Raw genomic sequence first — 13,806 nt, forward strand, 5'->3', positions numbered from 1 at the left:
TACCGATGGTATGTGAAAGAGGTTCGTATGAAACTGACCAGCTTCTATCCCGTGATCTGCACCGCCCGGCTTCAGGAGTCCCGCGACTTCTACACCGGGCTCCTGGGGTTCGAGACGACGTTCGAGGCCGACTGGTACGTCAGCCTGCGGCGGCCCGGGACGCCGTCCTATGAGCTCGCGCTGCTCGACCACACCCACCCGACGCTGCCCGAGGCGTATCGCGCCCCGGTCCGCGGACTGCTGCTCAACTTCGAGGTGGCGGACGTGGACGCCGAATGGGAACGGCTCGTCGTCGGCGCGGGGCTGACCGCCGAGCTGGCGCTGCGCAGCGAGGACTTCGGGCAGCGGCACTTCATCGTGGCCGATCCCAACGGGGTCCTCATCGACGTCATCACCCCGATCGCTCCCTCGGCTGAGTACGCCGGGCAGTACACCGGCTCATGACGCCCGGCCGGCGAAGCGGCCGGTCAGGTGGCGGTGCAGGTGAGTGCCGGGGTGGCGGCGGTGCCGGCGGCGGTGAAGCCGAAGGTGGTGGTGGCGTCGGCGGCGAGCCTGCCGTTCCAGGACTCGTTGCGGACGCTGACGGACGGCGCGGTGCCCGAGCGGACCCCGCCCCACAGCTGCGTGATGCTCTGCGATCCGGGCCAGTTCCAGGTGACCGTCCAGCCGTTGATCGCCGAGGTGCCGGCGCGGACGGTGACCGTGGACTGGAAGCCTCCGGGCCAGGCGTTGACCGTCTCGATCGTCGCCGCGCATCCGGTCGGAACCGGCGTGGGGGTGGGCGTCGGAGTCGGCGTGGGGGTGGGGCCGGGCGTGCCGTCGGTGGGGACGGTCCAGGGGATCTGGGCCGGCGTGGGCGCCGGATAGGGCACGTTGTCGAACGTACGCGAGACGGGCTTGCCCATGAGGTGCTTGTCGGCGAAGTCCATGATCGCGTTGTAGTCGTTCATGTCGATCTGGTGGCCGCCCGGGCGGTAGGCGATGCCGATCCGGTCGGCGGCCCCGAGATACTGGTAGACCATCTTGGCCCCCCGGTAGGTCAGGCCGCTGCCCTGGGGGTTGGTCCGCACGTCCGAGCCCTCGGTGCCGCTGGTGGCCAGCAGCGGGCGGGGCGCCACCAGCGCCGCCACCGAGTGCTGGTCGAACGGCAGCCGGTTGGCCTGGTTGCGGAACGTGGCGAACCGCGGTGTGAACCAGTAAGCGGCGCCGAGAATGTCCTCGAGCTTCTCGTCGTTGGTGTTGCCGGTGAAGAAGAACCGGTAGTTGCCCATCCCGGCCGTGCCCGACGACCCCGGTACGGTCAGCGCGATCCGCTCGTCGAACGCCCCCGCGACCACGGCCGCCTTCCCGTAGCGGGAGTAGCCCGACACGCCGACCTTGGTGGCGTCGATCTGGGGCACCGCCGCCTTGATCGCGTCCAGCGTCCGGTGGACGCCCCATGCCCAGGCCATGAGCACGCCGGTGTCCACGTCGGTGCCGTTGTACAACGTCCAGAACGCGCCGGTCTTGGCGGTGCTGTCGGCGGCGATGCTGTTGGGGTCGATGCTGACCTCGGCGTACCCGCGGCTGGTCGCACTGGCGGCCAGCGGGTTGAGCAGGATGAGCGCGGGGAACGGGCCGGTGCCGCCGGGCAGCCGGACGGTCGCGTTGAACGCGGCCGAGCGGCCGTTGGCCTGCACGGTCACGGTCAGCGTGGTGCCGTTGCGGGTGCCGGTGACGCTGGTGGGCGCGGGCGGCAGGTGCCCGTACTCGTAGTACTGGATCAGCTCGCTGAGCTGCGCCCGCCGGCAGGCCCACTCCGAGGAGCTCGTCAGCCTGGTTCCGTCCCACGACTTGAACGGATCGGGCAGCTCCGAGACCGCCGGGAGCGACCCGGGGGCGGGCAGGGACGGCGGCAGCGGGCCGCAGGCGGCCGCGCCCGCGTTCGGCGAGACGAGGTGGACGAGGACGGCCGCGGCGACGAGCACGGCCGCCGCGAGCGCGGCGAACGTCTGTCTGCGGGCCGTTCGGAGGGATGTGCCCAAGGTGAACTCCTCATGCCTTCCGGGGACGCCGCTCTGACGACGGCCAGTGTGAAAAGCCTTCCGAAAGGTGTCAATAGCGATCCGAAATATTTCGGCCACTTAACCAGGCCATCCGAGCTCTGTACGGATCGCGTCCAGAGCTTCCTTCAGGCCGGATACCCGAAACGTTTCACGGGGCCGGTGGCGTGAAATTTTCATTCTCCGTCCGGGGCGGGCCGCGTTGCGCGACCAGGGAAGACGGCGGGCGGCAGGACGGGATCGGCGGGGCGGCGCATTGACGGGTCCACGCCCGGCGGGGTTCGCTCCACGTGGAAGGGGCCGACCGTTCAGGGACCGCGGTCTCTGTTAGCGCTCACAGAAACGGAGACATCCATGGTGAGGATGACGCGCCTGCTGAGCGGCCTGGTCGCCGTGCTGGCGCTGCTCGCGGCCACGGTCTACGCCACGGCGGCCGGCGCGGAGTCGAACGGCGGCGTGCGGGTGATGCCGCTCGGCGACTCGATCACCGACGGGTTCAACGTGCCAGGGGGTTACCGCGTCGACCTGTGGCAGAAGCTGGTGGCGGCCGGTTACCGGGTCGACTTCGTCGGATCCCAGTTCAACGGGCCGTCGAACCTGGGCGACCACGACCACGAAGGCCACTCCGGATGGCGGATCGACCAGATCGACGCCAACATCGTGACCTGGCTGCGCACCTACCAGCCGCGTACGATCCTGCTGCACATCGGCACCAACGACATGTACCAGAACCCGACCGGCGCGTCCTCCAGGCTGGCCACGCTCATCGACCGCATCACCGGCACCGCGCCCGACGCCGAGGTGTTCGTGGCGACGATCATCCCCCTCAACGGCGCCGACCCGACCGTCAGGGGCTTCAACTCGGCGATCCCCGGCATCGTGCAGTCCAGGGCCGCGGCCGGCAAACATGTCCACCTGGTGGACATGTACAGCGCCCTGACCACCGCGGACCTGGCCGACGGCGTCCACCCCAACGCCGGCGGCTACAGCAAGATGGCGACCGTCTGGTACAACGCCCTGCGCTCGGTCCCCGGCAGCCTGGAGGGAACCCCGACCCCCACGCCGACCCCGACGCCCACGCCTCCCGGGCAGGGCGGCGCCTGCACCGCGACCTACCGGACGGTCAACACCTGGAGCGGCGGCTTCCAGGCGGAGGTGACCGTACGCAACAACGGGTCGGCGCCGCTGAACGGGTGGACCGTGGGCATGACCCTGGCCGCCGGGCAGGCCGTCACCAACCTGTGGGGCGGCGTGAACACCGGCACCAGCGGCGCGATCAGCGTCCGCAACGCCTCCTACAACGGCACCCTCGCGGGCGGCGGCACCACGACGTTCGGCTACGTCGCCGGCGGCAACGGCGCGAACACGCCCACCGGCATCGGCTGCTCCAGCCCCTGAGCGGTCCCCGGCGCCGGCCGCGCAGTGCGGCCGGCGCTGATCGATCTTGAGGCCGGGACGTCGATAGGGTGCTGTTTGTGGCCTTATCCCCCAAACGCCGGTTCCTGGGCTTCCTCCTGCTGGCCGGCCGGCCGTGGCTGGCGGCCCTTTCCCTCCTCGAACTGTTCCTCCTGGTGGAGCCGACCGCAGTGGCCCTGGTGACCGGCGAGCTGGTGGGCCGCCTGGCACAGGGCGTCGCCACCGGCGCGGCCGGGCAGGTCGGCATCGTGGCGCCGCTGGCGCTGCTCGGCGCGCTGCTGGTCACCGGCAACGTGCTCCGCTCGATGAGCCGGCCGCTTGCCGACCGGGTGGGACAGCGGATCGACGCGGCGGTCCGCGAGGAGCTGACCTCCCGCGTGCTGGCGCTGCCGACCCTGGACCGGGTGGAGGACATCGCCGTCCAGAACGAGCTGACCACCATGCGTTCGCCGCTGCTGACCTGGACCGACGAGGGCATCGGCGCGGGGGCGGTGGTGCGGTTCCGGGCCGGGCTGACCATGGCCGGGCTGGTGACGGCGATGCTGGCGCTCTCCTCCGTGGTGTGGTGGTGGGGCCCGGCGACGGTCGCGGCGGCGCTGCTGCTGGGCCGTTACCGGGCGAGCATGTGGCGGGAGTTCTTCAGGGTGGTGTCGGGCACCATGCCGGCCGCGATGCGCGGCCGCGCGTGGGCCGCGATGATGTCGGACAACCGGGACGCCAAGGAGGTGCGGATCTTCGGGCTGACCGACTGGCTGGAGAGACACGCGGACGAGAACATCGCCGACGCAGCGCGGCGGGTCGTCGAGTCGAGGGTGGCCCTGCTGCGGCGCGAGATGTCGGTCTTCCTCGGGTGGGCGGCGACCGCGTCGGTGGTGTACGTGGCGGTGGCCACCTCCGGCGAGGTGTCGGTCGGCCGGATCGCCGCGACGATCGGCGCGGTCTCCGCCATGTTCGTCATCTCCATGTCGAGCCAGGGCAAGGACATGGACGAGGTCGCGATGCCCGCCGTGGAGGCGGTCACCCGGATCCGCGCGCTCGCGCCCGGCCTGGAGACGCCGCCCGCACCGGACGGCGCCGGACAGATCGCCCTTCGGGACGTGGACTTCGGGTACGGGGAGGTCCACGTGCTGAAGGGCGTGACGTTAACGCTCACACCCGGCGAGGTGATCGCGATAGTTGGCGTGAACGGGGCCGGGAAGACGACCCTCGCCAAGCTCCTCACCGGCCAGTACCTTCCGCGCGGCGGCACCGTGGTCACCGAGCCCACGGCGTACGCGGTGTACCAGGACTTCAACCGGTACGAGCTGAGCGCGTACGAGAACATCCGGATCGCCGCGCCGGAGGCGACGCGGGAGCAGGTCGAGGCGGCGGCCGCCGCGGTGGGCGCGACCGGGCTGATCGAGAGGCTGCCCAGGGGCTGGGAGACGGTGCTCTCACCCAAGTACGCCGACGGCGGCGACCTGTCCGGCGGCCAGTGGCAGAAGCTGGCGCTCGCCCGGGCGGCGCTGGCGGCCGCCTGCGGGGCGCGGCTGCTCGTGCTGGACGAGCCGACCGCCAACCTGGACATCGAGGCCGAGCTGGAGGCCTTCGACCGCATCCGCCAGGTGCGCGGCCGGGCGAGCGTCGTCCTGATCTCGCACCGGTTCTCCACCGTCCGCAAGGCGGACCGGATCGTCGTGCTGTCCGGCGGGCGGATCACCGAGGACGGCACCCACGACGAGCTGCTCGCCACCGGCGGTGAATACGCGCGGATGTTTCACCTCCAGGCCCGGCAGTTCAAGGAGAGCGCATGAGGTTCGCCGAGATCCGTACGCTGCTGGGCGAGTGCCTGCGCCACGCGCCGGGACGCACCTGGCTGGTGCTCATCCTGACCCCGCTCGGCGCGATCGCCCCCGGGATGACCGCCCTGGGCCTGCAGTGGATCGTGGACGGTGTGCTCACCGGGCACCGGCCGCTGATCGTCGGCGGGGCGCTCTGCGCGGCGACGGCGGGCGCCTTCGTCCTGGCCGGCACTCGCGTCCTCCAGGTGCAGACCGACCTGCTGGGCAGCGAGGTCGGCACCGTACTGGACCGGCGGATCATCCGGTGGTGCGCGACCCTGCCGACCACCGCGCACCTGGAGGACACCGAGTCGCTGCGCCGGATCGAGCAGATCCGCGGGCTCGGCCCGCGAACCGTCATCACCGGGCTGGCCTCCCTGTTCGTGGTGCAGAGCGGGCTCTGGCTGGTCATCACCACGATCCTGCTGGCCAGGGTCCATCCCGTGCTGCTCGCGCTGCCGCTGTTCGCGGTGCCGTCGATCCTGCTCACCCGGACCACCTCGCGCCGGACCGAGGCGGCCAGGGCGGAGACCGCCGAGCGCAACCGGGCCGAACAGCACCTCTTCACGATGATCACCGAGGCGAACACGGCCAAGGAGCTCCGGCTCGGCACCTCCGGCGCGCACGCCGCCGCGATCGCGCGCCGCCTGCGCGAGGAGCGGACCGCGATCCTGTTGCGGGCCACGCTCGCCGTCGGCGGTCTCACCCTGCTCGGCTCGCTCGTCTTCGTGGCGGCCTTCATCGGGGCGCTGTTCCTCACCGTCCAGCTGGCCCTGTCCGGCGCGGTCAGCGCGGGCGCGCTGCTGCTGGTGGCCACGCTCGGCGGCCAGATCAGGGGCCAGCTCGACCTGCTCACCCAGGCGCTCACCCGCGCCGGCCGCGGCCTGACCATGGCCGGCCACTACCTGTGGCTGCGCGACCTGCACACGGCGAGCACCAGCGGCACGCTCGCCCCGCCCGACCGCCTGCGCGACGGCATCGCCCTGTCCGGCGTGGACTTCTCCTACGGCGGCCCGCCCGTGCTGCGCGGCATCGACCTGCGGCTCCCGGCCGGGGCCACGGTGGCGCTGGTCGGCGACCACGGCAGCGGGAAGACGACGCTGGTCAAGCTGCTGTGCGGGTTCTACCGGCCGACCGGCGGCACCGTCACCGTGGACGGGACACCCCTCGCCGAGCTGGATCCCGCGGCCTGGCGGGACCGCGTGACCTCGGCCTTCCAGGACTTCAGCCGCTTCCCGTTCCTGGCCCGCGAGGCCGTCGGCGTGGGCGACCTGCCCAGGATGCACGACATCGCGCGGGCCGCAGAGAAGGGCGGCGCCGCCCGGGTCTTCGACCGCCTGCCGGAGGGCGGGGAGACCAGGCTCGGCAAGGCCCTCGGCGACGGCGTCGAGCTCTCCGGCGGCCAGTGGCAGAAGGTCGCCCTGTCACGGGCGTTCATGCGGTCGACGCCACTGCTCGCCGTGCTAGACGAGCCGACGGCCGCGCTGGACGCGGCCAGCGAGTACGAGGTCTACCAGCGGTACGCGGAGGCGGCCCAGGAATGGCAGCACGCCACCGGCGGGATCACCCTGCTGGTCTCGCACCGGTTCGCCACCATCCGGATGGCCGACCTGATCGTCGTGCTCGACGGCGGCCGCATCACCGAGTGCGGCACGCACGCCGAGCTCATCGAACTCTCAGGCCGGTACGCCCGCCTGTACGACCTCCAGGCGTCCGCCTACCGGTGATCGCTCACGGGTGGCGGGAGAGGTAGCCGCCCATCGTCCGGAACACCTCGCCGGCCGGCAGGTCGGTGCCGTCCTCGGTGCGCACCCGTTCGATCACCAGGCCGTGGCTGCCGCCCCGGCGGGCCTCGGCGCCGGCGACGATGACGATGCCGTCGCCCTCGCGGATGAACACCCGGCCCGGGGTGCCGCCGTAGACGCCCTGGGAGACCGAGGCCTTCAGGACGCGGACGCGCTCGCCCCTGTAGTGGGTGAAAGCATTGGGGTAGGGGTCGGACTGGGCGCGCACCAGCCGTTCGATGTCCTCGGCGGGCCAGTTCCAGTCGATGTTGCTGTCCTCGATCGAACGCTTGTGGAAGAAGCTGGCCTTGGTGCGGTCCTGGGGCGTCCACTCGGTACGGCCGGAGGCGATGAGGTCCAGGGCCTCGGCGACGATGGGGCCGATGAGGTCGACCGTGCGGTGGAACAGGTCGGTGGCGGTGTCGGCCGGGCCGACCGGGACCGCGCTCTGCACCACGATGTCCCCGGCGTCCAGTTCGGCGTTCATCATGTGGGCGGTGACGCCGACCTCCTTCTCGCCGTTGATGAGCGCCCAGATGAGCGGGGAGAAGCCGGCGTAGGCCGGAAGCAGCGAGTCGTGCACGTTGAGGATGCCGTGCCGGGGCAGGGTGACGATCTCCGGCGGTATCCAGGTGCGCCAGTTGTTGGCGACGATGAGGTCAGGCTCGACTTCCTTGAGGGTGAGCAGGAGCTCGTCGTCGGGCCGGTTGCGGAGCACGACCGGTACGCCGTGCGCCTCGGCCAGCTCGGCCACCGAATCGCTCCAGATCTTCTCGTAGGCGTGGTCGCTCTGAGGGTGAGTGACCGCCAGCACCACGTCATGCCCGGAGTCCAGCAGGGCTTGGAGGGTGCGATGCCCCCAGGTCTGGTAGCCGAACATCACGACCCGCATCAGCGCTCTCCTTGTGAGGTGAGGGGAATAAAGGTTAGGCTCGCCTAATTAGGCGAGCCTAACCTAAGTTGGTTCTTGATTCCACCCATGGCTCCCCATCTCGGACCGCTCTCTCGAAAGGCCTTTCATGCCCACTGCCGAGCAGCCCGTCCACGACCTCGTCGGCATCGGTTTCGGACCGTCCAACCTCGCCCTGGCCATCGCGCTGCGCGAGCGGCAGGCGCGTACCGGCGAGCGGATCGACGCGGTGTTCCTGGAGAAGCAACTCTCGTTCGGATGGCACCGCGGCATGCTCCTCGAAGGCACCACGATGCAGGTCTCCTTCCTCAAGGACCTGGTCACCATGCGCAACCCCACCAGCGAGTTCGGCTTTCTGTCCTACCTGAAGGCGCGCGGCCGGATGCTGGACTTCATCAACCACAAGACGATGTTCCCCTCCCGCATGGAGTTCCACGACTACCTGGAGTGGGCCGCGGCGCCGTTCGCCGACCAGGTCGAGTACGGCTCGGAGGTCGTCGCGGTCACCCCCGTCACCGTCGACGGCGCGGTGGAGTATCTCGACGTGGTGGTCCGCCAGGGCGACGGGGAGCTCAGCACCCGCCGCACCCGCAACGTGGTCGTCGCCGTCGGCCTGGTCCCGGTGCTGCCCGACGGGATGGTCGGCGACGACCGCGTCTGGCACAGCGAGGAGCTCCTGGACAGGCTCCCCACGCTGACGGACCCGCGCCGGTTGGTGGTGGTCGGCGCCGGCCAGAGCGCCGCCGAGGTGACCGACCACCTGCACGGCCGTTTCCCCGGCGCCGAGGTGTGCGCGGTCTTCTCCAAGTACGGCTACACCCCCGCCGACGACAGCTCCTTCGCCAACCGCATCTTCGACTCCGGCGCGGTCGACCACTACTTCGACGCGCCCGAGGCGGTCAAGGACAGCCTGCGCGCCTACCACGCCTCCACCAACTACTCGGTGGTCGACCTCGACCTCATCGACGAGCTGTACCGCAGGCACTACCAGGAGAAGGTGCGGGGCAGCCAGCGGCTGCGCATCCTCAACGCCTCCAGGCTCGTCGAGGTCGCCCGGGACGCCGAGGGCGTGCGCGCCACCGTCGAGTTCCTGCCCACCGGGGAGCGGACCGTCCTGGACGCCGACGCGCTCGTCTACGCCACCGGCTACCGGCCCGGCGACCCGCTGACCCTGCTGGGCGCCGTCGGCGAGCACTGTGAGCGGCTGCCCTCGGGCGCCCTGCGCATCGAGCGCGACTACCGGATCGCCACCTCCACGCACCTGCGCTGCGGCATCTACGTGCAGGGAGCCACCGAGCACACCCACGGCCTGACCTCGACGCTGCTGTCGAACACCGCCGTGCGGGCCGGGGAGATCGTCGACGCGGTGGCCGGGCGGCTGCGCACCTCCTACGCGTTCTCGCGCTGACAGCCGCTGCGGTGACGGCCCGGCCGTCACCGCAGCGCCCAGGCCACATCCCTGAGCAGGGCGTGCCGCCAGCCCGCCCGATCGTGGCCCGAGGCCGACCGGGAGACCCGCACGGTCGCATCGGCCTGTTCGGCCAGGGTCTCGACCAGCTCGCAGTGCGGCAGCATCCGCGCCTCGTGCTCCCCCACGTCGAACGCGACCCGCAGTCCGGACAGGTCGGGGCGCTCCCGCAGGCGCGCGGCGACGGCGCCGCCGACCGGGCCACCCATGGGGTCGGCCAGGCCGGCAGCTCCGGGCGTCCACCAGAACGACCCCGACTGGCAGGCGACGGCCGACACCAGCTCCGGGAACTCCAGGGCCGCGTACATCGCGCTCAGCCCGCCGAGGCTCTGCCCGGCGACCACCAGCCGGTCCAGGTCGGCGGGCACGCCGCTCTCGGCGACCAGCGGCAGCAGTTCGTCCCGGATCGCCTCCCACAGCTCGGCCACGCACCCGAACTCGGCCTCCCTGGCCTGGGCGGGCAGGAAGACGAGCGTGACGGCGGGCATCTCGCCGTGGGCGACGGCCGAGTCGAACGCGGTCATGGCCGGGTGCAGGTACAGCCAGTCGTCCCCGTCGAGCAGCAGGACCACCGGCCCGCCGCCGCCCGCCGGGTGGACCCGCACGGTGCGCCGCCCGCCGAGCCGCTCACTGCTCCAGCGGATCCGGGTGCGCGGGAGAGGCAGGACGTCCTGAGCGCCGACGGCGGGCCAGTGCGGCTGGGCGGGGGCGTCCGGGGTCGCGGCGATGGACCGGTCACCTCCCGCACCGGCCGGGTTGAACGGGTCGGCGCAGGCCCCGTCGTCCGTGACGAACCGGTACGTCACCCGCAGCCGCGCGGGCATGGCCACCTCGGCGTACCAGCAGTCCGTGTCGCCCCACCGGCGCAGGGGCACCGGCTCCGACCAGCTCTCGAAGCCGACGCTCGCCGGGGACCCGCGCCACAGGAACAGGGTCGCCCAGCCGTCGCCGGCGGGCACCGACGCGGGCGCTCCCGCCGCCGCCCAGAACTCGTCGGAACCGGGCTCACCAGGGAGCCCGAACGTGGCGAAAGTGTTGTCCATGCGCGGTCGCACTCCGTCCCTACCGTCGGCCAGAAACTAAGGATAGACTTACCTAAGTTTCATGATCGAGACGTGCCCCCGTGGATTGTAGGTCGATGAGTACGACTCTGGAGAAACGTCCCACGTCCGAGGTCACAGGGGTCCGCCGGCGGCGGGTGGTGGGCTTGGGCGCGCTCGCGGTGGTTCTCCTGGTCGCGGCGGCGGTGTCGCTGGCCGTCGGCGCGCGCGGGCTGAGCCTCGCGCAGGTGTGGCAGGGGCTGTTCCCGGAGCCGGGCTCCGACCAGCGGCTCACCGAGATCGCGCTGATCGTGCAGACCGTACGGGTGCCCAGGACCGTGCTCGCTATCGTGGCGGGCGTCGCCCTCGGGGTCAGCGGGGCGTTGATCCAGGGGTACACGCGCAACCCGATCGCCGACACGGGGTTGCTGGGCGTGAACTCCGGCGCCTCGTTCGCCGTCGTGTCGGTGATCCTCCTGTTTGGGCTCGCCAATCCGTACCAGTACGTCTGGTTCGCCTTCCTGGGGGCGGCGGCCGCCGGCGCCGTCGTGTTCGGGCTGGCCAGCATCGGCCGGGGCGCGGGCAGCCCGCTGACGCTCGCGCTGGCCGGGCAGGGGGTCGCGGTGTTCCTGGCGGCGATGACCACGGCGGTCGCGTTATCGGACCAGGCGTCGCTGAACGCCCTGCGGTTCTGGAACGCGGGCACCGTCGCCGGGGTCGGATTCGACGTCATCCGGCCGGTGGCCGCGTTCGTCGTGGCCGGGCTGGTGCTGGGGCTCACCACGCTGCCCGCCGTCAACCTGCTCAACCTGGGTGACGACGTCGCGCGCGGGCTGGGCGTGAACATCACGCGCACCCGGACCGTCGGCATCGTCGCCATCACCCTGCTGGCGGGCGCGACGACGGCGGCGTGCGGGCCCATCGCGTTCCTCGGACTCATGGTGGCCCACGTGGCCCGGTATCTCACCGGGCCGGACTATCGCTGGCTGGTGCCGTGCGCGGGTCTGCTCGGCGCCGTCATCCTGCTGACCTGCGACATCGTGGGACGCGTGGTGACCCGGCCGGGTGAGTTGCAGGCAGGCGTCGTCGTCGCCGTCGTCGGCGCCCCGTTCTTCGCGGCGCTGGTCTGGCGCGGAAAGTTCAAGACGGTATGAACGAGACGGCGGTGAAGCGGCCGGTGACACCGGGCGTGCGGTTCGGCCACGCGTCGTTCGTGTGGCGGCCCTGGATGGCGCTGGTCACGCTGCTGCTGGCGGCGGCGGCCTTCCTGGTGTTCTGCCTGTCCATCGGCACCGGGGACTTCCCCATCGGCCTGCCCCAGGTGATCGCCACGCTCTTCGGCCAGGGCGAGCGGGTCGACGAGTTCGTGATCATGGATCTGCGCCTGCCGCGCGCCCTGGCCGGGCTCGTCGTGGGGATCGCGCTCGGGGTGTCCGGGGCGATCACGCAGTCCATCGCGCGCAACCCGCTGGCCAGCCCGGACGTGCTGGGCATCACCGGAGGCGCGAGCGCGGTCGCGGTGTTCCTGGTGACGGTGTCGGGCGGGGTCGCCGCGGCCGTCGTCGACTCCGTGGGCCTGTCCGCGGCGGCTCTCGCGGGCGGTCTCGGCACCGGGCTGCTGGTGTACTTCCTGGCGTGGCGGCGTGGGATCGACGGCCTCCGGCTCATCCTCATCGGCATCTCGGTGAGCGCCGTGGCGGAGGCGATCACGATCTGGCTGCTGGTCACGGCCGACATCCGGGACGTGGCCCGGGCCCAGGCGTGGCTGGTCGGCTCGCTGGACAACCGGACGTGGGGCGAGGTCTGGGTGGCGCTGTGGTGCGCGCTCGCTCTCATGGCCGTCGTGTCGTGTGTGGCGTTCCAGCTCAGGCCGCTGCACTTCGGTGACGAGGTCGCTGCGGGCCTGGGTGTCCGCTACTCGATGGTGCGGGCGGTCCTGCTGCTGTGCGCGGTGCTGCTGGCCGGCGTGGCGGTGAGCGCGGCGGGCCCGGTCCCGTTCGTGGCGCTGGTGGCGCCGCAGGTGGCGATGCGGCTGTCACGGTGTCCGACGCCGCCGCTGGTGGCATCCGGGCTGGTGGGCGCGCTGCTGCTGATCGGCGCGGACCTGGTGGCGCGTACGGCGCTGCCGGTCAGCCTCCCGGTCGGCGTGGTCACCGCCGCGATCGGCGGCCCTTTCCTCGTCTACCTGCTGGTGCGGGCGAACCTGAAGAAGTAAGGTTAGGCTAACCTAATCTGCGCATGTTACGGTTCCAGTGGATCGCACGAAAGCAAGGGATTCCGGATGCTCCTCCAGCGAAGAACAGTGACGAAGACCTTGCGGGGCATCGCAGTGGTGTTGTCCGCTGCGACATTGATCGCGGGATGCGGTTCCGGCTCGGCGGACAAGCCGAGCGCCGACACCACCGCGGCGGCCACGGGTGGTGGCGTGTTCCCGTTGACCGTGGAGCACGCGTTCGGGTCCACGCAGATCACCAAGGCCCCCCAGCGGGTCGTCTCCGTCGGCTACACCGACGACCAGGCCATCCTGGCCTTCGGCATCAAGCCGGTCGGCATGGTCGACCAGTACCCGAACCCGCCGGGCAAGACCCCCGACATCAACACCCAGTGGCCCTGGGTGAAGGACCGGTGGGGCGACACCCGCCCCGAGGTCATCATGAACAACGGGGACTCCGGCCCCAACTACGAGAAGATCGCCGCCCTGCGACCCGACCTGATCATCGCGGTCTACTCCGAGATCGACCAGGCCGCCTATGACCGGCTCTCCAAGATCGCTCCTACGGTGGGCCGCACCAAGACCGAGAAGGAGCCGTTCAGCGCGCCGTGGCAGGACAACGCGCTGCACATCGCCAAGGCGCTCGGCAAGGCCGACGAGGGCGCCAAGCTGGTGCAGGGCATCCAGGACAAGCTCGACACCGCCCGCAAGACGCACCCGGAGTTCGCGGAGCGCACCGCCGTCGCGGTGTCCTGGTACAAGAACTCGGTCGCCCCGTTCACCACCACCGACGTGCGCGGACGGCTGGTGTCGGGCATCGGCTTCAAGGGCGCGACGGAGATCGACAAGATCGCGGGCGGCAGCTTCTACACCGTGCTGTCCCCCGAGCGCATCGACCTGATCGACGTCGACCACATCTTCGTCATCGCCGACCAGGCGGACCAGAACGCGCTGAAGAACTTCAAGCTGTTCGCCAACCTGCCCGCGGTCAAGGGCGGCAAGGTGTCGTACCTGCTGGACAGCGAGGGCCCGGCGATCGGCGCGGCCATGTCGCAGGGCACGCTGCTGTCCCTGCCGTACGCGATCGACGAGCTCGTCAAGTCGGCCGCCTAGT

At 71.3% G+C, this 13,806-nt stretch carries 11 protein-coding genes; 8 read left to right on the forward strand and 3 right to left on the reverse strand.

The window, feature by feature from the left end; genetic code table 11:
* Positions 1-27: 27 nt before the first annotated feature.
* Positions 28-444, forward strand: a complete 417-nt coding sequence (locus ACWDRB_RS49195) for a VOC family protein (protein WP_449906462.1) — start codon at positions 28-30, stop codon at positions 442-444.
* 23 nt (positions 445-467) lie between these two features.
* Here the strand turns inward: ACWDRB_RS49195 and ACWDRB_RS49200 are convergent, their stop codons facing one another.
* Complete coding sequence (locus ACWDRB_RS49200) at positions 468-2,024, reverse strand: glucuronyl esterase domain-containing protein (protein ID WP_449906464.1); 1,557 nt, start codon at positions 2,022-2,024, stop codon at positions 468-470.
* 372 nt (positions 2,025-2,396) lie between these two features.
* Here ACWDRB_RS49200 and ACWDRB_RS49205 point away from each other — a divergent pair, with 372 nt between their 5' ends.
* The 3 genes from ACWDRB_RS49205 (at position 2,397) to ACWDRB_RS49215 (ending at position 7,005) form a co-directional block, all read left to right on the forward strand.
* Positions 2,397-3,440 carry a cellulose binding domain-containing protein gene (locus ACWDRB_RS49205; RefSeq protein ID WP_449906467.1) on the forward strand — a complete coding sequence of 348 codons (1,044 nt, stop codon included), beginning with the start codon at positions 2,397-2,399 and terminating at the stop codon, positions 3,438-3,440.
* A 77-nt stretch (positions 3,441-3,517) separates the two neighbouring features.
* Complete coding sequence (locus tag ACWDRB_RS49210; RefSeq protein ID WP_449906470.1) at positions 3,518-5,251, forward strand: ATP-binding cassette domain-containing protein; 1,734 nt, start codon at positions 3,518-3,520, stop codon at positions 5,249-5,251.
* Positions 5,248-7,005 (forward strand): ABC transporter ATP-binding protein, encoded by a 1,758-nt coding sequence (locus ACWDRB_RS49215; protein WP_449906473.1) that lies wholly within the window; start codon positions 5,248-5,250, stop codon positions 7,003-7,005. The genes ACWDRB_RS49210 and ACWDRB_RS49215 overlap by 4 nt, the downstream gene beginning before the upstream one ends.
* Positions 7,006-7,009: 4 nt before the next feature.
* Here ACWDRB_RS49215 and ACWDRB_RS49220 read toward each other — a convergent pair whose 3' ends face one another.
* Entirely contained in the window at positions 7,010-7,954 is a 945-nt protein-coding gene (locus ACWDRB_RS49220; RefSeq protein WP_449906476.1) for a methionyl-tRNA formyltransferase, read from the reverse strand.
* A 127-nt stretch (positions 7,955-8,081) separates the two neighbouring features.
* Here ACWDRB_RS49220 and ACWDRB_RS49225 point away from each other — a divergent pair, with 127 nt between their 5' ends.
* Positions 8,082-9,380: a lysine N(6)-hydroxylase/L-ornithine N(5)-oxygenase family protein gene (locus tag ACWDRB_RS49225; protein WP_449906479.1), complete on the forward strand. Its 1,299-nt coding sequence runs from the start codon at positions 8,082-8,084 to the stop codon at positions 9,378-9,380.
* 26 nt (positions 9,381-9,406) lie between these two features.
* On the opposite strand, the gene ACWDRB_RS49230 is transcribed toward ACWDRB_RS49225, so the two are convergent.
* Entirely contained in the window at positions 9,407-10,483 is a 1,077-nt protein-coding gene (locus ACWDRB_RS49230; protein WP_449906482.1) for an alpha/beta hydrolase-fold protein, read from the reverse strand.
* Positions 10,484-10,578: 95 nt separating this feature from the next.
* Here ACWDRB_RS49230 and ACWDRB_RS49235 point away from each other — a divergent pair, with 95 nt between their 5' ends.
* The 3 genes from ACWDRB_RS49235 to ACWDRB_RS49245 all read left to right on the forward strand — a co-directional run bounded on the left by ACWDRB_RS49235 (position 10,579) and on the right by ACWDRB_RS49245 (position 13,805).
* Complete coding sequence (locus ACWDRB_RS49235) at positions 10,579-11,634, forward strand: FecCD family ABC transporter permease (RefSeq protein WP_449906484.1); 1,056 nt, start codon at positions 10,579-10,581, stop codon at positions 11,632-11,634.
* Positions 11,631-12,695 (forward strand): FecCD family ABC transporter permease, encoded by a 1,065-nt coding sequence (locus ACWDRB_RS49240; protein ID WP_449906487.1) that lies wholly within the window; start codon positions 11,631-11,633, stop codon positions 12,693-12,695. Before ACWDRB_RS49235 ends, ACWDRB_RS49240 begins: the two co-directional genes overlap by 4 nt.
* A gap of 87 nt (positions 12,696-12,782) precedes the next feature.
* Entirely contained in the window at positions 12,783-13,805 is a 1,023-nt protein-coding gene (locus tag ACWDRB_RS49245; RefSeq protein ID WP_449906490.1) for an iron-siderophore ABC transporter substrate-binding protein, read from the forward strand.
* The last annotated feature ends 1 nt before the right edge of the window (position 13,806 follow it).

The sequence above is a fragment of the Nonomuraea sp. NPDC003707 genome (assembly GCF_053587055.1).

Bases quoted from the DNA above. Each gene is read 5' to 3' on its own strand.
- ACWDRB_RS49195 (WP_449906462.1), top strand. From the start codon at position 28: ATGAAACTGACCAGCTTCTATCCCGTGATCTGCACCGCCCGGCTTCAG.
- ACWDRB_RS49205 (WP_449906467.1), top strand. From the start codon at position 2,397: ATGGTGAGGATGACGCGCCTGCTGAGCGGCCTGGTCGCCGTGCTGGCG.
- ACWDRB_RS49215 (WP_449906473.1), top strand. From the start codon at position 5,248: ATGAGGTTCGCCGAGATCCGTACGCTGCTGGGCGAGTGCCTGCGCCAC.
- ACWDRB_RS49220 (WP_449906476.1), bottom strand. From the start codon at position 7,954: ATGCGGGTCGTGATGTTCGGCTACCAGACCTGGGGGCATCGCACCCTC.
- ACWDRB_RS49225 (WP_449906479.1), top strand. From the start codon at position 8,082: ATGCCCACTGCCGAGCAGCCCGTCCACGACCTCGTCGGCATCGGTTTC.
- ACWDRB_RS49230 (WP_449906482.1), bottom strand. From the start codon at position 10,483: ATGGACAACACTTTCGCCACGTTCGGGCTCCCTGGTGAGCCCGGTTCC.
- ACWDRB_RS49235 (WP_449906484.1), top strand. From the start codon at position 10,579: ATGAGTACGACTCTGGAGAAACGTCCCACGTCCGAGGTCACAGGGGTC.
- ACWDRB_RS49240 (WP_449906487.1), top strand. From the start codon at position 11,631: ATGAACGAGACGGCGGTGAAGCGGCCGGTGACACCGGGCGTGCGGTTC.